General features: G+C 32.4%; 16 protein-coding genes. 3 read left to right on the top strand and 13 right to left on the bottom strand.

Annotation, left to right across the window (positions count from 1 at the left end; translation table 11 throughout):
- Positions 1-25 precede the first annotated feature (25 nt).
- From OIU83_RS12310 to OIU83_RS12290, 5 genes are all read right to left on the bottom strand, one after another.
- Positions 26-1,900 carry a peptidase U32 family protein gene (locus OIU83_RS12310; RefSeq protein ID WP_264206556.1) on the bottom strand — a complete coding sequence of 625 codons (1,875 nt, stop codon included), beginning with the start codon at positions 1,898-1,900 and terminating at the stop codon, positions 26-28.
- Between the two features lie 158 nt (positions 1,901-2,058).
- On the bottom strand, positions 2,059-2,604 hold the full coding sequence (locus OIU83_RS12305) for a dihydrofolate reductase family protein (protein ID WP_264206555.1): 546 nt from the start codon (positions 2,602-2,604) through the stop codon (positions 2,059-2,061).
- Between the two features lie 201 nt (positions 2,605-2,805).
- The gene (locus OIU83_RS12300; protein ID WP_264206554.1) at positions 2,806-3,387 is read right to left on the bottom strand and encodes a hypothetical protein; all 582 of its coding nucleotides are present in this window, start codon (positions 3,385-3,387) and stop codon (positions 2,806-2,808) included.
- 264 nt (positions 3,388-3,651) lie between these two features.
- Complete coding sequence (locus OIU83_RS12295; RefSeq protein WP_264206553.1) at positions 3,652-4,842, bottom strand: pyridoxal phosphate-dependent aminotransferase; 1,191 nt, start codon at positions 4,840-4,842, stop codon at positions 3,652-3,654.
- An 82-nt stretch (positions 4,843-4,924) separates the two neighbouring features.
- Entirely contained in the window at positions 4,925-6,019 is a 1,095-nt protein-coding gene (locus OIU83_RS12290) for a fatty acid desaturase family protein (RefSeq protein WP_264206552.1), read from the bottom strand.
- A 107-nt stretch (positions 6,020-6,126) separates the two neighbouring features.
- Between OIU83_RS12290 and rsmG the strand changes: the two genes are divergently transcribed.
- Both rsmG and OIU83_RS12280 read left to right on the top strand, forming a co-directional pair.
- Complete coding sequence (gene rsmG, locus OIU83_RS12285; RefSeq protein ID WP_264206551.1) at positions 6,127-6,756, top strand: 16S rRNA (guanine(527)-N(7))-methyltransferase RsmG; 630 nt, start codon at positions 6,127-6,129, stop codon at positions 6,754-6,756.
- A 141-nt stretch (positions 6,757-6,897) separates the two neighbouring features.
- Positions 6,898-8,313 carry an alkaline phosphatase gene (locus tag OIU83_RS12280; RefSeq protein WP_264206652.1) on the top strand — a complete coding sequence of 472 codons (1,416 nt, stop codon included), beginning with the start codon at positions 6,898-6,900 and terminating at the stop codon, positions 8,311-8,313.
- 6 nt (positions 8,314-8,319) lie between these two features.
- Here OIU83_RS12280 and OIU83_RS12275 read toward each other — a convergent pair whose 3' ends face one another.
- From OIU83_RS12275 to OIU83_RS12265, 3 genes are all read right to left on the bottom strand, one after another.
- Positions 8,320-9,072, bottom strand: coding sequence for a LytR/AlgR family response regulator transcription factor (locus tag OIU83_RS12275; RefSeq protein ID WP_264206550.1), 753 nt, complete (start codon positions 9,070-9,072; stop codon positions 8,320-8,322).
- 66 nt (positions 9,073-9,138) lie between these two features.
- A complete protein-coding gene (locus OIU83_RS12270) occupies positions 9,139-10,311 on the bottom strand; it encodes an alpha/beta fold hydrolase (protein ID WP_264206549.1) in 1,173 nt (390 codons plus the stop codon).
- 45 nt (positions 10,312-10,356) lie between these two features.
- Complete coding sequence (locus OIU83_RS12265; protein WP_264206548.1) at positions 10,357-11,415, bottom strand: sensor histidine kinase; 1,059 nt, start codon at positions 11,413-11,415, stop codon at positions 10,357-10,359.
- Positions 11,416-11,724: 309 nt separating this feature from the next.
- Here OIU83_RS12265 and OIU83_RS12260 point away from each other — a divergent pair, with 309 nt between their 5' ends.
- The gene (locus OIU83_RS12260; protein WP_264206547.1) at positions 11,725-12,813 is read left to right on the top strand and encodes an SMP-30/gluconolactonase/LRE family protein; all 1,089 of its coding nucleotides are present in this window, start codon (positions 11,725-11,727) and stop codon (positions 12,811-12,813) included.
- A gap of 79 nt (positions 12,814-12,892) precedes the next feature.
- Here OIU83_RS12260 and OIU83_RS12255 read toward each other — a convergent pair whose 3' ends face one another.
- The 5 genes from OIU83_RS12255 to OIU83_RS12235 all read right to left on the bottom strand — a co-directional run bounded on the left by OIU83_RS12255 (position 12,893) and on the right by OIU83_RS12235 (position 20,448).
- Positions 12,893-13,624, bottom strand: coding sequence for a hypothetical protein (locus tag OIU83_RS12255; protein ID WP_264206546.1), 732 nt, complete (start codon positions 13,622-13,624; stop codon positions 12,893-12,895).
- A gap of 346 nt (positions 13,625-13,970) precedes the next feature.
- On the bottom strand, positions 13,971-15,599 hold the full coding sequence (pruA, locus tag OIU83_RS12250) for an L-glutamate gamma-semialdehyde dehydrogenase (protein ID WP_264206651.1): 1,629 nt from the start codon (positions 15,597-15,599) through the stop codon (positions 13,971-13,973).
- A gap of 152 nt (positions 15,600-15,751) precedes the next feature.
- Positions 15,752-16,138, bottom strand: coding sequence for a Co2+/Mg2+ efflux protein ApaG (gene apaG / locus OIU83_RS12245; protein WP_264206545.1), 387 nt, complete (start codon positions 16,136-16,138; stop codon positions 15,752-15,754).
- A 79-nt stretch (positions 16,139-16,217) separates the two neighbouring features.
- Complete coding sequence (locus OIU83_RS12240) at positions 16,218-17,471, bottom strand: type IX secretion system plug protein (RefSeq protein WP_264206544.1); 1,254 nt, start codon at positions 17,469-17,471, stop codon at positions 16,218-16,220.
- 61 nt (positions 17,472-17,532) lie between these two features.
- The gene (locus OIU83_RS12235; RefSeq protein ID WP_264206543.1) at positions 17,533-20,448 is read right to left on the bottom strand and encodes a DEAD/DEAH box helicase; all 2,916 of its coding nucleotides are present in this window, start codon (positions 20,446-20,448) and stop codon (positions 17,533-17,535) included.
- Positions 20,449-20,674: the final 226 nt, after the last annotated feature.

Raw genomic sequence — 20,674 nt, 5'->3', positions numbered from 1 at the left:
GATAAAAAAACTTTGCGGTTAAATATTAATGAAAATGATCTTCTTCGATTTCAAATTCGGCATCTTTCTCCCAAATTTCCATTTCGCAAGGTTTACAGTTAAATTTTAGTTTGTATTCTAGTTCGCCTTGTTTTAATACCAATGGTTCTTTTACTTTAACACCCATTATGTCTTTTTGGTGTATTGGACATTTTTTTAATTCGTATTTAATACAATATTTGGTAGTCATTACGCGCGATTTTCCTGGATCCCATTGTAATTCAAATGCTTTTTCGATTTCGGTTACGCCATGACGTTCGTAGAATTTACGTGCCGTTTTGTTTGAAACATTGTACATGAAATCTAATTTGGTTTCAGGATACGGATGCGATGTTTTTACCAATTGGTGTTCTTCACGCTTGTAATTTGCTAAGCGAATCTTGGTTAATTGATCGTAAACAGTTCTTCGCATTTCGTTGATTTTTGAAATAGGAAGGAACCAGTTTTGAGTAAACATCACATTAATTTCATCGGCTGTATATGGTGTAAAACCTGTTTTTGCCAATTGTGTTTTGATGTTTTCTTCTATTGATTCGCCAGTTTTAGTTTGTTCCTTAGAATGTTCTAAAGTAACGACACTAACATTTCCGTCTTCATCGGTTGCGATTAATTCAAAACCAGTTTCGTTTTCGGCAAGTAATAAAGTGGTGCTTAGTTTACGAACGGCGCTGTCTTCTCTTTCTACAATTTTGATGAAAGCGGCGTCGTTATTACGGTAAATAAAAGTTCCGTCTTTTACTTCTTTTAAAACGTTTGGATATATTTTTCCGTTTTCGGCTTTGTTTACGTAGATTCCGTCGGCTTCGTTATTCTCGTTGATGAAACAAAGTCCGTCACCATTGTTTAATAATTCGCCATTTTCGATTTCGTAGGCGTTTCCAACAGTTCGGATTAGTTTACCAATATATTGTCCTTTTGATTTTGGGCTTTCCCAAGATCCAATACTATGATTTCTATCGTTTACAAAATAATCGGTGTAACCACGATTAAATGTTCTGTTTAAAGAAGAATCAAAAGTGTAAGTGCATTTTCCTGAAGAAGCTTTCATGTATTTATCGTTTCCTTCTGCTTCTAGAAAACTATCTAGTTTCTGGCGAAGATAGGATACGTTATTTTTTACGTAAACTATATCTTTTAATCTTCCTTCGATTTTAAAAGATACGATTCCTGCTTCAATTAAATTCGGAATTTGATCTGAAATATCTAAATCTTTAATCGAGAGTAAGTGACTGTTTTTGATTAATGTTTCTCCGTTTCCGTCGATTAAGTTATAAGGTAAACGGCAGTTTTGCGCGCATGAACCACGATTGGCACTACGTTCTCCGTTTGCTACACTCATATAACAGTTTCCGCTGAAGGATACACATAAAGCTCCGGTTACGAAAAACTCTAGTTCGACATCGGCTTCGTCATAAATCGTTTTAATTTGATGCAAGTTTAATTCGCGGGCTAATACCACACGTTTTATTCCAGCATCTTTTAAGAATTTAATTTTGTCGGCGTCACGATTGTTGGCTTGTGTGCTGGCGTGAAGTACGATAGGAGGTAGCTCCATCTCCATGATAGCCATGTCCTGAATAATTAATGCATCTACGCCAATATCGTATAACTCATAAATCATTTTGCGACAAGTCTCAAGTTCGTTATCGTACAAAATGGTATTCATTACCACAAAAACTTGGGCATTAAATAAGTGGGCATATTTTACCAATGCGGCTACATCTTCTATTGAATTGTTGGCATTAGAACGCGCACCGAATTGTGGTGCACCAATATAAAGGGCATCGGCTCCGCTATTTATGGCGGCCATTCCCTGAATTAAATCTTTAGCCGGAGCTAATATTTCGATTTTCTTCTTCATCGAGTTGATGATAAATTATTTATTTCTAAAACTTCATACTTTTAGGCTTTCGCCCAAAAAAGTTTGTAAAGTTCCTATAAATTATTTGAGTTTGCTAATGCTAAAGTGACTTTTTTTTGGATTAGCTAACTTATATAGAATGATGATGTTTAAGTTTTTTATTTATTTGATTCGTAAGTAAGTTGTACTACACCCGATTTGAATGTATTGGTCTTAATCAATTTTAATTCTATTCGTTTTTTTAAGTCTTCAAATAATGGTTTTCCGCTTCCTAAAGCTATTGGATGTACAGATATTCTGTATATGTCAATAAGATCTAATTGAATAAATGTTTTAATAAGACTTGCTCCACCGTATAGCCATATATCCTTTCCGCCTTGTTTTTTGATTTCAGTAACTTTATTAATAATGTCAGTACTTATAAAAGTAGCTTTGTCATCATGTACGTTTTTACTTGAGAAAACAATTTTTTCTTTTGAATGTACCGCTTTCCATAATGTTTGTTCGGTTGGATAGGAGTTAGTTTCTGGTTGATAATTCCCCCACATATCATAGCTCACTCTACCATAAAAGATGGTGTCTATGCTTGATAAAAAACCATCAAAGTTCATATCATCGTCCATTATGCACCAATCAACTTCTCCGTTTGGTCCTTCGATAAATCCGTCTAAGGTTACAGCTAAATCTAAAATTACTTTTTTCATTTGTTGAATATTTAATGTTTGTCTCGCTTTGTTTTCGATATAAAAATATATTATTTCGATTTATATAAAACAAAAAAACTACTCGGTTTGTTAACAAAGTAGTTTTGGTTTTTGAAAATATTTTTATTGATTTGAGGAGATTACGTTTTGAATTATCTCTAGCTAAATCTTAAATTAATAGAAATGAGTTTTCTTTTTGCACTACCAATTTAGGGGAAAAGTATATCCTGCCGTAAATGCACCGAAAGCTTGTTCGCCAGATAAATTTCCGTAAAAGGTAGCTCCAATTTCTATGTTGTTTTTTGGTCCCAATGCAAGTCCTATGCTAATTGGGATATGTGGAACTACACCACTTTTTTTCTCATTGACATAATTAGTGTAGGTTTCAAAAGAGCCTATTGATGCGCCAATACCAGTTTCTATAAATGGCGCAATCCAAGGTATGGGAGCACAAAGGCGAACTTTTGTTCCTAAAAAAAAGGCATTAGTTTCTACTTTGTATCCTTGCGGGTTTTTAACGGCATCTTTACTAGTTGAGGTAAAAATAACGCCGGCATAAGGTCTTACGCTAAACCATTTGGTAACTCCTATTATATATTCTCCTTGAGCAAAAAAACCAGAGCCATCGATGATTTCTGGATTTTCTTCTTCATAATTTGAAGTGCTTGAGCCAAAACCTATTGAAGCTTTAATGAATCTTCCTGTTGTTTGGGCTTTTGCCAGATTAGAAAAAAATATTGTAAAAATGAAAATGATTAAGATTTTACGAAAAGTAGAAGTCATAATTAGGTGGTCTTTTGGTTTATTAATCTGTTGTAGGTGATTGGAACGAAATTAAGATTTATTTTTAGATTCTTATGAATGAAAAATAATCTATTAGGATTTGGGTTAGGGATAGGAGCGGTATCCTTTTATTTTTTCTTTTTAAAAATAAAAGATATAGTCGGATAGCCCGGCCAGAGGAAACCCCATAAAAAAAAACAGCTTAAAGTATAAAGTGATGAAACTTTAAACCTTAAGCCGTTTTAATAAACTTATTTTATATTATTATGCAGCCAAAGCTTCTTTAATTCTGCGTAATGCTTCTTTTAAAATATCGTCGCTTGTTGCGTAAGAGAAACGAATACAGTTTGGGTTTCCAAAAGCATCACCTGTTACGGTTGCTACGTTTGCTTCGCCAAGAAGATACATTGATAAATCATTAGCATCTTTAATGTGTGTTCCTTTTAAAGTTTTTCCGAAGAAAGAAGAAACGTCTGGGAAAACATAAAATGCTCCTTCTGGAACGTTGATTTTTACACCTGGAATTTCTTTTAATAATCCAACTACTAGATCTCTACGAGTGTGGAAAGCCTTAACCATGTGGTTTAAAACACTTGGATCGGCATCGACAGCTGTAATTGTAGCGCGTTGTGCTACAGAGTTTGCTCCAGATGTTACCTGACCTTGAATTTTTGTGCATGCTTTTGCAATAAATTCTGGTGCTCCGATGTAACCAATTCTGTATCCAGTCATTGCAAATGCTTTTGCAACTCCGTTTACAGTGATTGTTCTTTCTAGCATTCCCGGGATTGATGCAATACTACAGAAGGTTCCTGAGAAATTAATGTGCTCATAAATCTCATCGGCAACAACGTATATATTTGGGTGTTTTTCTAAAACTTTTGCAAGAGCTGTTAACTCTTCTCTGTTATAAACAGAACCAGAAGGGTTACAGGGTGAACTAAACCACATCATTTTTGTTTTTGGTGTGATAGCTGCTTCTAATTGTTCTGGTGTAATTTTAAAATCGGTATCTACAGATGTTGGAACTTCTACTGGAACTCCGCCTGATAATTTTACGATTTCGAAATAAGAAACCCAGTATGGTGCTGGTAAAATAACCTCGTCACCATCATTTAACATTACTTGTGCAATGTTGTATAATGATTGTTTTGCTCCTGTAGAAACTACAATTTGTGATGGTTTATATTCTAAATTATTATCTCTTTTGAATTTTCTGCAAATTGCTTCTCTTAATTCTAAATAACCTTCTACTGGAGAATAGGTACTGTAATTTTCGTCGACTGCTTTTTTAACAGCTTCTTTAATGAAGTCAGGAGTATTAAAATCTGGTTCACCTAAACTTAAACTGATTATGTCTTTTCCTTGGGCTTTTAATTCGCGTGCTAAAGCAGCCATTGCTAATGTTTGTGATGTCGCTAAATTGTTGATTCTGTCTGAAAGAATATGATTCATTTTATAGTTAATTGTGGTTTGTTATTGTGTTGATATGGTAGAGACGTACAAAAGTGCGTCTTTATAGTTTGTTTTAAAAATATTACGCCATTTCGGGTTTCATTCCTAAATCTCGTAAATGTTTGTAGTGTGCCAGAACTGCACCTCTCATGGTTTTGAATTCATGGTATGGTAAGTTGCATTCGATTGCAGTTTGTTTTACTATTTCGGCAATTTTCCCGTAATGGATGTGGCTTATGTTTGGAAAAATATGGTGCTCAATTTGGTGATTTAATCCACCTGTAAACCAGTTTACAACTTTGTTCTTTGGAGCAAAATTGGCTGTAGTGTACAATTGATGTATTGCCCAGGTGTTTTCCATCTCGCCATCTTCATTAGGTACTGGGTTAGAAGTTTCTTCTACAACGTGTGCTAATTGAAATACGATACTAAGAATTAATCCTGCTGTGTAGTGCATTACGAAAAATCCAATAACAACTTTCCACCATGCAATGCCTAAAAGCATTGGTAATGCCATCCAGATTAATACGTAAATGATTTTTGTTATTACCAATACTGTCCATAATTTGGCAGGACTTTGTGGTGTTCCGTAAGATAATTTTCTTTTTAGGTAGTTTTTCATTTGCTTAAAATCGGTTGTTAAAGCCCAATTGAAAGTCAATAATCCGTAAAGGAAAAAGGAATAATAATGTTGAAATTTATGAAAACGATGCCACTCGGCATTTTGTGTAAAACGAATAATCCTTCCTGCATCAAGATCTTCATCATGACCATGAATGTTGGTATAAGTGTGGTGTAAAACATTATGTTGTACTTGCCAGTTATGTACGTTTCCTGCAAGGACATAAATACTTCCTCCCATGATATTATTAACCCAACTTTTGGTCGAGTAAGAACCGTGATTACCATCATGCATTACATTCATTCCAATCCCTGCCATACCAATTCCCATAACAATAGTTAATAGTAAATGAGCCCAAAATGGCATGTTTAGCGTAAGTATTAAAAAATAAGGCGCAAGAAAAACAGTAAAGAGAATAATAGCTTTTAAATGAAGTTTCCAATTTCCAGTCTTTTGGATATTATTATCTTTAAAGTAACTGTTCACTCGCGAGTTAAGAGTTCTGAAAAACTTTAAGTTGTCTTGCTTAGCAAATGTAGGTATGGTCTTATTCATATAAATTTTAAATAGTGCTCAAAGGTAATTATTATAAATTTTCAATTTGCAATTTTGAGTTAAATATTTCGACTGTAAAGTAGTACTTTTGTTAAAAAATTAGAACAATGAATGAGATTCTGAAATATTTTCCTGATTTGACTGACACTCAAAAAGAACAATTTCAAAAATTAGATTTTTTATACCATGATTGGAATGAAAAAATTAATGTTATTTCACGTAAAGATATTGATGCCTTATACACCAAGCATATTCTACATTCGCTTGGAATTGCAAAAATTATAAAATTCGAACCAGGGACTTATGTGCTTGATGTAGGTACTGGCGGTGGATTTCCTGGAATACCGTTGGCGATTCTTTTTCCGGAAACTCGCTTTTATTTGATTGATGTAATTGCAAAAAAAATAAAAGTAGTTCAGGGTGTTGTCGATGCTTTGGATTTAAAAAATGTAAAAGCCGAGCAGCTTCGTGCCGAAAATGTAAAAGGGGATTTCGATTTTATCGTAAGTCGTGCTGTAACCAATATGCCTGATTTTGTTTCTTGGATTAAAGATAAAATCAAGAAAAAACATAAACACGAACTTAAAAACGGAATTTTGTACTTAAAAGGTGGTGATTTAACCGAAGAATTAAAAGATTTCCCTAAAGCGACAGAATATAATTTAGCTGATTTCTTTGAAGATGAATTTTTTGAAACCAAAAAAGTAGTTCATTTGCCGTTGAAATTTACAGTATAATATTTACCGAATACGTTTTATAAAACCCTGTCTAGTTTAGATGGGGTTTTTGCATTTTAATTTAATTATCATAACACAAAGATAATTTTGTCGCTAAGTGTATTTTTTTATCTTTGAAATACTTACAAAAGAAAAGTAATGATGGATAGAAGGAAGTTTTTTAGAAATGGCTCTTTGTTTACAATTGGAGCTGCGGTTATGAGTCCTTTTCAGGGTTCGGCAAATATTTTGGATTTAGAATCGGTTAATAAAAATAAGAAGGCCAAAAATATTATTCTCTTAGTTAGCGACGGGATGAGTACCGGAACTTTAAATATGGCCGATTTGTACCTGAACAGAAAAACAGGAAAAGGGTCTAATTGGATTCAGTTATATAAAGACAACAGAGTTTCGAGAGCATTGATGGATACAGCTTCTGCCAATTCCATAGTAACCGATTCATCGGCTGCGAGTTCTTCTTGGGGTGGTGGTTTCAGGGTGAATAATGGGGTGCTTAATGTTAGTCCTCAAGGTGAGCCTCATTTGCCTATTTGGCAAAAGTTCAAGAAGGCAGGAAAAATGGCTGGTTGTGTGACTACTGTTCCAATTACTCATGCAACTCCCGCGGGTTTTTGTGTAAATAGTAAAAGTAGAAATGCTCAGGATGATATCGCCGAACAATATCTGGACCTTGGTTTTGATGTTATGATGGGTGGAGGTTCAAATTATTTTAGTTCTGAAGTAAGAAAAGACAAAAAAGATATGTACGCAGCTTTTAAAGCTAACGGATATCAAGTTGTAAAAACTCGTTCGGATATGAATGCAGCTTCTAATTCTCAGCCTATTTTGGGTGTGTTTGCAGAGGATGGTCTTCCATATTATGTAGATAGAAATAATGATGATAATTTAAAACAAACAGTTCCAAGTCTTGCTGAAATGGCTCAGAAAGCTATTGATAGAATGAAAGGCCATAAAAAAGGTTTTGTTTTACAAATAGAAAGCGGAAAAGTTGATTGGGCTGCACACGGGAACGATATTGCAGGTTTAATTAATGACCAAATCGAGTTTGATGAAGCAATAAAAATTGCCATAGATTTTGCAGAGAAAGACAAAGAAACTTTAGTTATAATTACTACAGATCATGGTAATGCCAATCCTGGGATTATTTATGGTAAAGAGGCCAATGATAATTTTGATAGCATCCAGAAATATACACAGACTAACGAGTGGATTTTAAATCAGATAAAACCTGATTCTTCGGTTGCTCAGGTAAAGGAGATTATCGAAAAAGCCAATGGACATTCGGTTTCGGATGAAGATGCCAAAACGGTTTTGAGTTATTATGATGGTTTGCATAAGGAAGACGGATTGTATAATTACAAGAAATTGCCTTATAAAGCTTTTGCCGAAATGCAAGGAAAAATAAATTCTGTAGGTTGGATTAGTATGGATCACTCTGCCGATTATGTAGAACTAGCAATGTTTGGTCCTGGAAGCGAACTTTTAAAACCTTTTGTAAAAAATACCGATTTGCATTACTTGATGTTGCAAGCCGCAGAAGTAGAAAATAAATTTTAATTTACTTTAAAAAAATAACCCCACAAGTTTCAGAATCATCTGAAGTTTGTGGGGTTTTATTATTTGATTACCTGTTAGATAAGTTAACCAGTTTTCTTTATAACTATTTCCTATAGGGATTTCTATTGCGTTTATTTCGACTTCGTTTTTGGAATAAGCTGTCAGTTTTTTTGTCTGAATAATAAAAGAACGATGAACTCGAACAAAATTTGAGTCTAATAATTTTTCGAAGGCTGAAATGTTTTGTTTAAGATGATGCGATTTCCCGTTTTCAAGATGTATCGTGATATAATCTTTTAGACTTTCGATGTATAAAATTTCTTCAAAAATTATTTTGATATTTCTATTTCCACTAGACACGAAAATATGATTTTTAGGAATTGATTTTTCTTCTTTTTTGGGCGTTTGTAATTGTTTGAATTTTTCTATTGAAACAAAAAAACGATCAAAAGTAATTGGTTTTAAAAGGTAATCTATAACATTGAGTTCATATCCTTCGATGGCATATTCGCGATAAGCGGTTGTGAAAATTACCTTAGGAGGATTTTTTAATTTCTTCAAAAAATCATTCCCTTTTAATAAAGGCATTTCGATATCCAGAAATAGTAAATCGACAGTATTTGTTTCTAAAAAAGTATATGCTTTTAATGCGTTTTCAAATGAATTGACTAGTTCGAAGCTGTCAAAATTAGCCAGATGTGATGCAATTAATTCTCTAGCCAATGGTTCGTCGTCGACGATAATACATTTGTATTTCATTTGAAAACTTTATATTTAGTAAATGCAATTTTAATCTTTTTGAGGATGGTTTGCAATCTAATCTAGTTATTTTGCAGTTTCTTTTGCTATACGTTCTAAAACTTCTATTGCATTTTTATTCTCAGGATTAAGGACAATAGATTTTTTATACATTGCAATAGCTTCTTCTTTTTTATTGATTTTTAGCAAAGCTTCGCCATAACTATCATATGTATTTGCACTTTTTGGATTTAAAAGCATATTTAATTTAAAAACTTCGACAGCCTTTTCATTTTCATTTTTGCGTAATAATTCATATCCCCAATTGTTTAAATCATCTTCGGAATTATTGTAAGCCAATTGCTCTTTTTTGTCCTCGTTAAATGCTTGGATTGTATATTGTAAAGCGCGTTCTTGAATTTCAGTTTTTTGTTTAGAACCATTTGCATACATTTTGGCAATTGAAGTAATTACCAATGGCGGATTGTCTAGCCAAATAGCATGTCCGCAGCCATAAGCGGTGATATCGGTAACATTAGGGTTGTTTTCAACATATTTTTTATGACCATTTTTCCATCGTTCTATTTCTTCGGGTATTTTATAGAAAGGGATTCCGTTGATAAAATCAACAACAGGAATGGTTTTAGGAATAGATAACTTGCTCATTATCTTTACAGTTTCGGCAATAGTTGCCGACATATAATAAATGCCTTTATTGTTTTTTTTCCATTGTGGGATTAGTTTATCTTGCGTGGCTAACATTTTTTCGATATACCCATCTTCAAAATAGCTATGATTAACATCAATTAATACAACCGCTTTTACAAGTTTAGGATGCCTGGTTGCATAAAGAGTTGATAAATAACCTCCGTAAGAATGTGAGACTAACATGATTTCTTTATCGTATCCTAGTTTTTTTAAACCAATTTCCAAATCTTCAATACTACTGATGATTCCGTGTTTAGAATCATCGGTTTGTAAAGTATCAATTGTACTTGTACCAAAACCAGATCTGTCGTAAGTTATTAAAGTAGCGTTTGTAATTTCGGAAATTGGTTTTAAAATAGAATTCCAAACCGAACCATCATTCCCACCACCAGCGTCAAAAAGAATGGGAGTTCCTTTTCCTTTTACAATCTTAAAATGAATTTTGTGATTCCCAACATCGACTAGAGTATCAATAGTTTTAGATTGGCTGTTTACTGTAATAACTGAGCAAAAAAATAAAAGATTAATATTAATTAAGAAATATTTTTTCATAAAAGTTGAGAGGGTTAGTTTTTTGTAGAAAATTGTTTTGAAATTTTAGAGATTAAGATAAAGCTTAACCTTATAAAGGAATTGTGTTTCTTCTATTTCTAATTGATGTTTTTTGGGATATAATAAATCCAATTGTTTTCGAATATTTTCTAATCCAATTTTTGATTTATCTGAAATTGCTGTAATCTCATTTTGCGGCTTTGTATTCTCGATACTAAAGATGATTTGTCTTTTTTTACTCTCTAAATTCATTTTGATAGTGGCTTTCTCAGTCTCATTAATTACACCATGTTTAAAAGAATTTTCTATAAATGTTAAGATAATAAGAGGCGAAATTTTGTTGCTTTCCTGAATGTCTTTTGTAAATAAAATATTTAATCTGTTTTCGCTATAGCGAAGTTTTTCCAGAGCGATGTAATTCTCGATTAAGGCAATTTCTTTTTCGATAGAAACGTAATCTTCATTACAACGGTATAATACAAAGTCCAGAATTTCGGATAATTTGGCAATTACTTCGGGAGCTTTATCATCTTTTTTAAGGGTTAATGTGTATAAATTATTCAGCGTATTAAAAAGAAAATGAGGATTTAATTGATTCTTTAAAACTTTTAATTCCATCGATTTTTTTTCTTCTTCTAATTTTAGAAGGCGTTGCTGCTTGCGATTAAAGCTGATAAAACCCAATATGATAATTGGATAAGTGATAAAAGAAAACTCTCTGAATATTAATTTAAAAGAAGTTAATCTTTCGGGAATAGACATTTTGTGTCCAAGCCAATCATCAAAGAAACCGGGGAATTTTGGCTCTAGATAATAGAATTTTAAAATCATTAAAAGAGCAAAAACAAGATAAAGCCAACTTGTAGCAAAAAGTATAAAAAGTAAATATTTCTTTCTATTAAGTGTTTGTGGGATAATCCAATAAATTAGTCCATAAGCAACAGTTATCTGCGCTAAAATTTTCCACGCATAAACAAACGCAAAATCATAATAAGTATGAGTATCACCATCAGACTTACCATTGATGTATAATAGCAAAAAGGAAATCCAATAGATACAATGAAGGAGAATTCTTTTTAGGTCGATATTTTTTAAAAAACTCATTATAATATTTTAAGAGGGAACAAGATAATAAAATATCGAAGTATCCTTTATTCACGGGTTTAAATAAAAGCTTTTTGCCCCTAAAAATAGCATTTGAGCATACGAATGAACTATTCTTTTAAAATCTATTATTTGAATGCTAAAGTTGTGTTTTCGATTGCGTACCAAATAGAGAATTTATTCTAGAATTATATTCGCTAAAAAAATAAATGATGATTAAACTCATTCTTCTATTCGCATTATTTTTAGTAAACGAGCTAAAAAGTATCCTTTTTTAAACAATCCAAAAAATACTTAAACCTAAACAAAATGAAGACAATGATTAAAAACGTACTAGGTATTCTGATTCTCATGAATACGGTAAATTTATTTTCACAAGAGGGCAAACAAGAAATCACTTATAGTGAAGTTTCGAGAACAATTAAACCAACTTTGTTTGCCGATTTAGGCGAAACTTGCCAAACTCCCGATGGCATGGCTTTGGATAAAAAAGGCAATCTGTATTTGGCTATCACCAATCCGATGACTTTTGAAAAGCATGGAAGTAAAATTTTGACTTTTGATAAAAATGATAAACCTGTACTATGGTTTGATAAACTACCAGTACATCCTGTAACGAAGAAGGTGCATCCTATGGGGATGGAATTTGGTCCTGACGGGAATTTATATGTAATGGATAATCAGTTTTTTGCTGATAAAGAAAATTTCTCCAGATTGTTAAGGGTCGTTGTTGAGAATGGTAAACCTAAATATGCTGAGGTTTTGGCAGAAGGTTTCAATTTTGGTGAAGCAGTAAGATGGTATAAAGATAGAGTTTATATAACGGATGCTCTTTTTGAGAATAGAAGAGAAAGTGGGATTTATAGCTTCTCGCTGAAAGAATTAAATTCGGGCAAAATAACTTTGGATAGGAATACAAAACCCAATTATCTCGTAACAACATTTACTCTTAAACCGGAAGTAACAAAACGAACCATTGGCATTGATGGAATTGCTTTTGATAAAAAAGGGAATCTGTATGCGGGAAATTTTGGAGACGGTGTAATTACAAAACTTGAATTTACAAAAGAAGGTAAACTAAAATCTAAAAAAGTAGTTTTTGACTCGGATAAATTAAAATGTTGTGATGGATTTTTCTATGATGAGAAAAGGAATTCTATTTTTATTGCCAATTATGATAACAATAGCGTTCATCAGTTAGATTTAAATACAAATACAATACATTTAATTTGGGAAAATGACAATGCAGATGGTTCAGACGGTCAGTTGGATAATCCTTGTGAAACGATAATTTATAAAGGAAAATTACTGGTTGTAAATTACGATACTTTTAAAGGGGAGAAGAATATTGAAATAGACTCTTTTCATACTATTTCTAGTTTTGAATTAGGTAAATAGATTTAGCTCGTAATAAAAAAGAATACCCACAAGTTTAAAATGTTTTAAACTTGTGGGTATCTCTATAAAATATATTGATTTAACTAGCTTCTTTAGGAAAGCATAAAAAAGGATTTGTTTCGTAGTTTAAACTTGCAACATAATCTTTAATGGCAGTTTCCGAAGATTTTGCACTGTATTTATAAAAAGGATCGAAGAAAAATTCACGACATATTACAGGTTCTGTTGACGGATTGTATACTTTTTTACTTGCATCATTTAAATCTTCCTGATTGTATTGGCAAGGCATGAAACGTGTTAATTCGGATATAGTATCTTTTAACCATTTGTCAAATATTTTCTTCTTTGGTGAAATATGGCGTGCAAGTAATGCTAAGCCGATAATTTCACTTTGTAGATAGTAAGATCCTTTTCTGCGCAATACATCTATCATTCTCACATTCATTAGTGCTACCCAAATCGGACCATCTATGGGACCAGATGCAGGAACATCCATATTAAGATCAAAAACCAATGGTTTGGTATATTCTGGATTTGATATGGAGCACCAAAGTGCTTCAATGCGCTGTTTCGTGTCTTGTGATGATTCTACATGACTCTTATAACGCCAGTATATCCATTCTAGTAAGGCTGCAGTAAGTCCTAATGACGCTTTATATCCAATCCCAGATAGAGAATTCTCTAATCCCATATGGTCACCTGCGGGATCAATAAATTTCTCCATTATCTTTTCATTCCATTTAAAATCAATTACGTGACCAACACTTTTAGCCTCACGAATTATTTCGGGTACTTTTTCCAAACTTTTCATATATCATTTAATTAAAATCTGCATTTATGTGTAAATATTTTCTTATCTTTTAAATTTTGTTTTAGGAGAAGTAAGGTGTTCATTTCTCGATGTTTTTTTAATTTAATTGTAAGATTAAGAATGTCCAAATTTACAAGTGTGCTTGTTTTTTTTAAGTCAGGATAAGTTTTTAAAATGACAGAATAAGGTTTTTAAAAGGGTATAGCTTTGAAAATCAATTACGTAAGAAAATAATTACACATTAAGTAGATTGAGTTTTGCTAGGAATTATTTTGTAAAAAGAAAAACCCACAAGTTTCAAAATTATTTGAAGCTTGTGGGTTTTATTATTTTTAAACTTTAGAGATTATTCTCCTAAAAATGGATATCTATAATCTTCTGGAGTTACAAATGTTTCTTTTATTGTTCTTGGAGAAGCCCAACGCAATAAGTTTAATGCAGAACCTGCTTTATCATTTGTTCCTGATGCTCTTGCACCACCAAATGGTTGCATTCCTACAACAGCTCCTGTTGGTTTATCATTGATGTAGAAGTTACCTGCAGCATTTTGTAATTTAGTTGTAGCTACTTCTATAGCATAACGGTCTTGACTAAATACAGCACCAGTAAGAGCATATTCAGAAGTAGTATCAACTAATTCTAAAGTTTCTTCCCATTTTGCATCTTCATATACATATAAAGTAATTACCGGCCCGAATAATTCGGTTTCCATTGTAGTATATTTTGGGTTTGTAGTTACGATTATCGTTGGTTCAATAAAGTATCCAACAGATTTATCGTAATTTCCACCAACGATTATTTCAGCATCAGCATCTTTTTTAGCCTGATCAATAAAACTAGCTAATTTATCAAAAGATCCTTCGTGAATAACTGCAGTAATAAAGTTACCAAAATCTTCTGGTGACCCCATTTTCATAGATTTCACATCAGTAATTAATTGTTCTTTTATAGCTGGCCATAAGCTTTGTGGAATATAAGCTCTTGAAGCTGCAGAACATTTTTGTCCTTGAAATTCAAATGCTCCACGTACAATTCCAGTAGCAACTTGTTTTACATTAGCGCTTGGGTGTGCAATGATAAAATCTTTACCACCAGTTTCTCCTACGATTCTTGGGTATGTTTTATAATTGTGAATGTTTGCACCAATTTTAGCCCAGATATCTTTAAATACATGAGTTGATCCTGTGAAGTGAACTCCAGCAAAATCACGACTTGCTAATACTGTATCAGTGATCATTAATGCATCACCAAAAACTACGTTTATTACACCATCAGGAACTCCAGCTTCTTTAAAAACTTCGATGATAATTTGAGTAGAGAATACTTGGCTATCACTTGGTTTCCAGATCACAACATTCCCCATCATTGCAGCACTTGCAGGAAGATTTGCAGCAATAGCAGTAAAGTTAAAGGGAGTGATTGCGTATACAAAGCCTTCTAGAGGTCTGTATTCAAGACGATTCCAAGTTGTAGAATCAGATTTTGGCTGATCTCCATAAATTTGAGTCATAAACTCTACGTTGTAACGTAAAAAATCAATCAATTCACAAGAAGCGTCAATCTCTGCTTGGTGAATGTTTTTAGATTGCCCGATCATTGTAGCTGCGTTTATTCTAGCTCTGTAAGGACCAGCAATAAGTTCAGCAGCTTTTAAGAAAATTGCAGCACGTTGTTCCCATGCCATATTTGCCCAAGATGCTTTTGCTTCAAGCGCATTTGCAATTGCTTTTTCAATATGTTTTTTTTCGGCTAGGTGGTAAGTTCCTACTACATGTTTGTGGTCATGAGGAGCCGTAATATTTCTAGTGTTTCCGGTTTTAATTTCTTCACTTCCAATGTATAACGGAACATCAATTTTTGAGTTCCACATTGAAGTATAAGCTGCTTGTACTGCTGCTTTTTCTGGTGAGTTTGGTGCATATCCTTTTACGGGTTCGTTTACCGCTTTAGGTACATGAAAAAATCCTTTTAGCATATTGTTTAAAATTAGATAATTAGACAAATTAACAGTCGGATAATTCATTTTATACGAATTATCTAACGCTGTACAAAAGTACGAAGGTTAAATTAATAATCTGATAATTTTGTTATAAGATAACTATAAAATATTCTGGTGAAATAAAGAGATTAGTTCAATGCAAAAGGAGCACACATTCTAAATGTAGGTACGATAACCTTGAAAGTTTTTGTAGTAGTAAAATTAACCATATTAAAATATCCTTTCATTGCGCCATAAGGAGACGATAATAAACAACCAGAGCTATAAGTGTGGAATTCGCCAGGTTTTAAAACAGGTTTTTTACCTATTACGCCTTCACCATCTACTATTTCGATATCGTTTAATGAATCGAAAATTTCCCAATGACGAGAAGTAAGTTGCACCGAATCTTTACTATGGTTCTCTATAGTAACCACATAGCTAAAGGCAAAGTGAATCTTGTAGTTCTTGAAGTAGGTACCTTCAAAACTAGTCAAAACCGATATTTTTATGCCTCTTGTTATTTGTGAAACCATACTAAAGTGGTATATATGTGCGTAATAGAAGCAAATTTACAAAAAAAATGATTCAAAAGAACCATTTCTTAAATGTTTTTTAATTGATGATATTTAAGGAGTTAGCAGATCCTTTCCCAATTACACGATCATAACGGTCTCTGCTTTCGCGATAATAGACCAATATAGTATATTCATTCTCTGTTTGGTAAAAATTGCCATCGATTGCATTTTGAGCATCGATAATTCCTTTTTTATCAGCTATTTGATATTGGTAGTTAGTAAATCCCTGCTTTATCATTATGGCTTTTTCGTACACTCCTTTTTCGGTATTATAATCCATTTTATTTTCGGGAGTTAAACTGTAGTTGTTAAACATTCCGTTAATGTAAATGTCTTTATTGAGTCGGAAAGATGGAGCCGAAAGGGAGAAATAAACCCAGGCATAATCGGCTTCCACCTCATTATTGGAGGCGTTTATATTCTTCACAACAAAGTTTCCATCAATATCCTGATAGTTTGTATAAGGGAAATTGCCTCTGGCGCTATTAGTGTATAAATAAGAACTATATATATCTTTACTAGAATCTACTCTTCCCACATTATTACCTGCATTACGGATGTCTTTATTTTCAAAATATAAAAATTCATTTCCAGCCCAAAACTGTGTTTCGTTGTTGTATTTGTATATTAAATCGTTCCCAATTGTGTACTGTGGTGGGACGTTTTTAATTCCAGTATTAAAGTTGCCATTTTGTAATATAAAAACTTTTACACTTTGTAATGGAGTCTGAAAAAGGAATGAGTTAGATTTTATGGCAAAATCCAAATTATGTTTGTATTCGATATCACTTACAGTTCGACTTCGTTTTACCTGAACAGGTACAGTAACCAAGTTTTCATAAAGAATAAATTTTCTTGTAAAAACAACATCTTTATCTTCATTTAGGATTTTAATGATATAATTACCTGTGATTAATAGTTGTGTATTTTGATTCGGAAAAGAAACTTTATAATGAGAATATAATTGTATGGTATTAAATGAATTGGTGTAATTGGTGATTCTTTGACCATCAAATCCTTGTAGATAATCTGTTTTCGGAATATCGGATGGAATCCAATTGTAATCGCAGTGAATGATTTCGTAGTAGTAATCGGCTTCGTTGCCAAACAGGTCGTCAAACTGCAACTGAAATTCATTTCCTAGTTCAATTATAGGAACAACATTTTGCCCACCTTGTACAAACGAAACGGTTTTGATATTATAAGGGGGCGGGATTTCGGATTGTACCTGGGCTGTAGCCGAAGCAAAAACAAAGAAGAAAATTAATTTTTGAAAGAAAGAATTTGGCATCTTATTACGTTGTAAGATTGTAAATATAACAATTTTATATAACGAAAAATATGCCAATTTATTAAGAACCTAATATGTATTCTAAATTAACTTCAATTTCGTCGTTAACAAAGCTTTCTTCTAAAAGTGAATCAGATAATAGTTTTTTGTTTTCTTGCAGTTTAATTATTTTTTCTTCAACCGTATTTTTCGAAATAAATCGGATAACATTTACTTTGTTTAATTGCCCAATTCGGTGCGCTCTTCCCACTCCTTGTTTTTCAGCAAAAGGATTCCACCAAGGATCTAAGAACAAAACATAAGAAGCTTTGGTGATATTTAAACCAACGCCACCAGCTTTGAGCGATATAAAAAACAACAAAGGATCTTCGTTTTCCTGAAACAGATTTACCTGCTGTTCTCTTTTCTTAGCAGGGGTATCGCCTGTAATTTCGCAAAAAGCTATTTTATTTTCTTTGCACCAAGTCGTGTAAAAACTCAAATTAGTAACAAATGAACTAAAAATGATCGTTTTTTGTTTCCCTTTTACTAACGTTTCTAGATAATTAGTGACTGCATTGTATTTTCCGGAATCAATTTCAGATTCCTGATCTACCATTTTCGGATGATTACTCAGTTGTCTTAACTTCATCAGCGTATTGATAATGCTAATTTTGTCTGGGCTGGATCCATCTGTGTTTAGTAAAAAATTACGAGCTTTTGATTTCTCTTTTTCATATAATTTCTCCTGTTCAGGATCCATGTCGCAATAATAAATCTGCTCTGTTAATTCGGGTAAATCTTTTAAAACCTGTTCTTTGGTTCTTCTTAAAATATAAGGCTGAATAAGATTTTTTAGCTCTGCTAAACTATCTTCATCTTGCTTTTTCTCAATCGGAATTTTATAATTTTCGGCAAAGAAATTATAACTACCCAAAATATCAGGATTTATAAATTGCATTTGCGACCATAAATCATCCAAAGAGTTTTCGATAGGCGTACCACTTAAAGCTATTTTATGTTCCGTGTTTATTTTATTTATAGCTTTAAAAATCTTAGAATTTTTATTTTTAATGTATTGACTTTCGTCCAAAATTAAATAACGGAAATTGTATTTTTCTAAAATTGAAATATCACGATGAATGATGCTGTAACTAGTGAAAATCAAATCGGATGATTCTAATCTGCTCGCTAATGGTTTTCGGTCGTTACCAACATACTGCATTTTTGAAAAATGCGGTGTAAATTTCCCAGCTTCATTATACCAGTTAAAAACCAATGAAGAAGGTAAAACGATTAAAGTTTTTAAAGGTTCTCTTTCGATAATGGTTTCGTTTTGAAACAAGTCAAAATTCGTGGTTTTAGTTGTAAATCCTAACTGCTCTTGTACGGCAACCAATACGGCTAAGGTTTGTAAAGTCTTACCAAGTCCCATATCATCGGCCAGACAAGCGCCTAAATTGGAGTTAAAATGACTCAAAAGCCATTTTACACCATCAATTTGATATGGTCTTAAAGTCGCTTTTAGCAAATCAGAAGATACATATTCAGCTTTTAGAATTGGATTTACATCGTTTTTGATTTCCGGAATTGCATCTAAAGCGGCAAAATTACTTTTACGCAAAAGCAGATTTCCATTCTCTGTTCTGGCCAATTTTGCCAGCGAACTATATTTACTGAGCCATTCTAAAGGAATCAAAAAATAGTTTCCGTCAGGTAATAAAAAAAGTCTTTCTTTGCTTTTTATATTTGGAATAATTTCGCTGAAATTGATTGTATAATCCCCAATCGAAATGATTATTTTAATGTCAAACCAATCTTCTTTAGTTTCTCCTTTTGAAAATAAAACAGTATGATTTTCTGTAATGATTGCTTTGCTTTCCAGTTGCAAATTTTGGATTGTAAAACCTAAATTTTCTAATTCTTCCTTGCGATTAATTACCAATTGAATATTAGTGTAAGGATCAGGAATTTCGGTGTCCGAATTCCATCCAAATAATTCATTTTTTATTTTTATAAAACCAATTTCAAGTAGCTTATCTGTATATGAAGTTTCATCAGGACTTCGTTTAAATTGAATTATTTTTGGCTCATTGGCAACGCTAAAATCAACATATGTATGTGTTTTTTTAGGCTTACTGGCATCAAAAATATACCCGTCATAATCGAAATGAAGGTTAAGATAATAACAGTTTTTAAAAAAATCATAAACGGGTTGAATCGTACAGGAAATAATTTTATCACGAAGTTCAATTTCAAAACCAGTTGCTTCAATATCGGTCTTTTTTGCTATTTCAGGAATGAAATTCTTAAAATAATCATCAACTAATCTTGAAGGTATTTCGATTGATTTTTTCTTTAAAAAAGGGGAAAGTTTTTTAGAATTCAGTTCTTTTAATTGCCCTAATTTTTTATCGATAATTAACCAGCCTGGCTCATCTAGTAGGATATCGACACTACTATTCATAGGCAAAAATGTAGTGTTGTTTTCTTTTAAAGATAGGGTATAGGTAATTCCTTCTGAGTGTTTGTCAAATTGAATTAGAGGTTCAAAATCTAGAGGATTAATAGTAACTCGCGAACGATAAAAATCCTTTTCAATTCCCATGTTAATAGATAACGGAAATTGTTCTTTTACAATTAGTGTGTAAAAGGAACTTAAATTTAGTTGTAAATGCTGACGAATTGCAAAATCTATTTTGGAATCTTTTTGCAAATCAGTAATTGTTTTAGCCGATTTTATTTTTGCACTAAATTTCTTGAAAATAAATTCAGGCTTTAAAGATTCACAAGCCGTCAATATTTTTTTTGAGTTAGCATCTAAATTTTCGAAGACAATTCCAAAGCCATCAAGAACGTCTGCAGTTGCTTTTTTGTTTAAATATTTAATGTCATTATCAATAACATCTTCTACAATATAAGCAGTTGGGATATGGGTATTCAGATTTTTTTCAAAACTGATGTCAAAACAAAATTGAAATGATTTCGAAGGTTCCAAGATTAGGGATTTGGTTTGGTTGTAATTTGGGAAGTTGTCTAATTCGAAAAAACTAAAAGTAACGCAGATAAAACGGATTGCTAAAGCAAAACGCTGATAAAAACGGATTTTTTGTTTTAGTTATTAATTCGAATCAAGAATTTAAATAAAAAAAATACTATTCCATTGATGAACCTAACAGGTTTTTAAAACCTGTTAGGTTTTGAATGATTATTATATTTTATAA

The sequence above is a fragment of the Flavobacterium shii genome (genome assembly GCF_025847235.1).
In the GTDB taxonomy this organism is placed as follows: Bacteria; Bacteroidota; Bacteroidia; order Flavobacteriales; family Flavobacteriaceae; genus Flavobacterium; species Flavobacterium shii.
This window is presented reverse-complemented; position numbering and strand designations above follow the sequence as displayed.

Coding starts and splice junctions, on each gene's coding strand:
- OIU83_RS12240 (WP_264206544.1), bottom strand. CDS start 17,471: ATGCCAAATTCTTTCTTTCAAAAATTAATTTTCTTCTTTGTTTTTGCT.
- OIU83_RS12290 (WP_264206552.1), bottom strand. CDS start 6,019: ATGAATAAGACCATACCTACATTTGCTAAGCAAGACAACTTAAAGTTT.
- pruA (WP_264206651.1), bottom strand. CDS start 15,599: ATGCTAAAAGGATTTTTTCATGTACCTAAAGCGGTAAACGAACCCGTA.
- OIU83_RS12275 (WP_264206550.1), bottom strand. CDS start 9,072: ATGAAATACAAATGTATTATCGTCGACGACGAACCATTGGCTAGAGAA.
- OIU83_RS12295 (WP_264206553.1), bottom strand. CDS start 4,842: ATGAATCATATTCTTTCAGACAGAATCAACAATTTAGCGACATCACAA.
- rsmG (WP_264206551.1), top strand. CDS start 6,127: ATGAATGAGATTCTGAAATATTTTCCTGATTTGACTGACACTCAAAAA.
- OIU83_RS12255 (WP_264206546.1), bottom strand. CDS start 13,624: ATGAAAAGTTTGGAAAAAGTACCCGAAATAATTCGTGAGGCTAAAAGT.
- OIU83_RS12265 (WP_264206548.1), bottom strand. CDS start 11,415: ATGAGTTTTTTAAAAAATATCGACCTAAAAAGAATTCTCCTTCATTGT.
- OIU83_RS12305 (WP_264206555.1), bottom strand. CDS start 2,604: ATGAAAAAAGTAATTTTAGATTTAGCTGTAACCTTAGACGGATTTATC.
- apaG (WP_264206545.1), bottom strand. CDS start 16,138: ATGGTTTCACAAATAACAAGAGGCATAAAAATATCGGTTTTGACTAGT.
- OIU83_RS12310 (WP_264206556.1), bottom strand. CDS start 1,900: ATGAAGAAGAAAATCGAAATATTAGCTCCGGCTAAAGATTTAATTCAG.
- OIU83_RS12260 (WP_264206547.1), top strand. CDS start 11,725: ATGAAGACAATGATTAAAAACGTACTAGGTATTCTGATTCTCATGAAT.
- OIU83_RS12270 (WP_264206549.1), bottom strand. CDS start 10,311: ATGAAAAAATATTTCTTAATTAATATTAATCTTTTATTTTTTTGCTCA.
- OIU83_RS12280 (WP_264206652.1), top strand. CDS start 6,898: ATGGATAGAAGGAAGTTTTTTAGAAATGGCTCTTTGTTTACAATTGGA.
- OIU83_RS12300 (WP_264206554.1), bottom strand. CDS start 3,387: ATGACTTCTACTTTTCGTAAAATCTTAATCATTTTCATTTTTACAATA.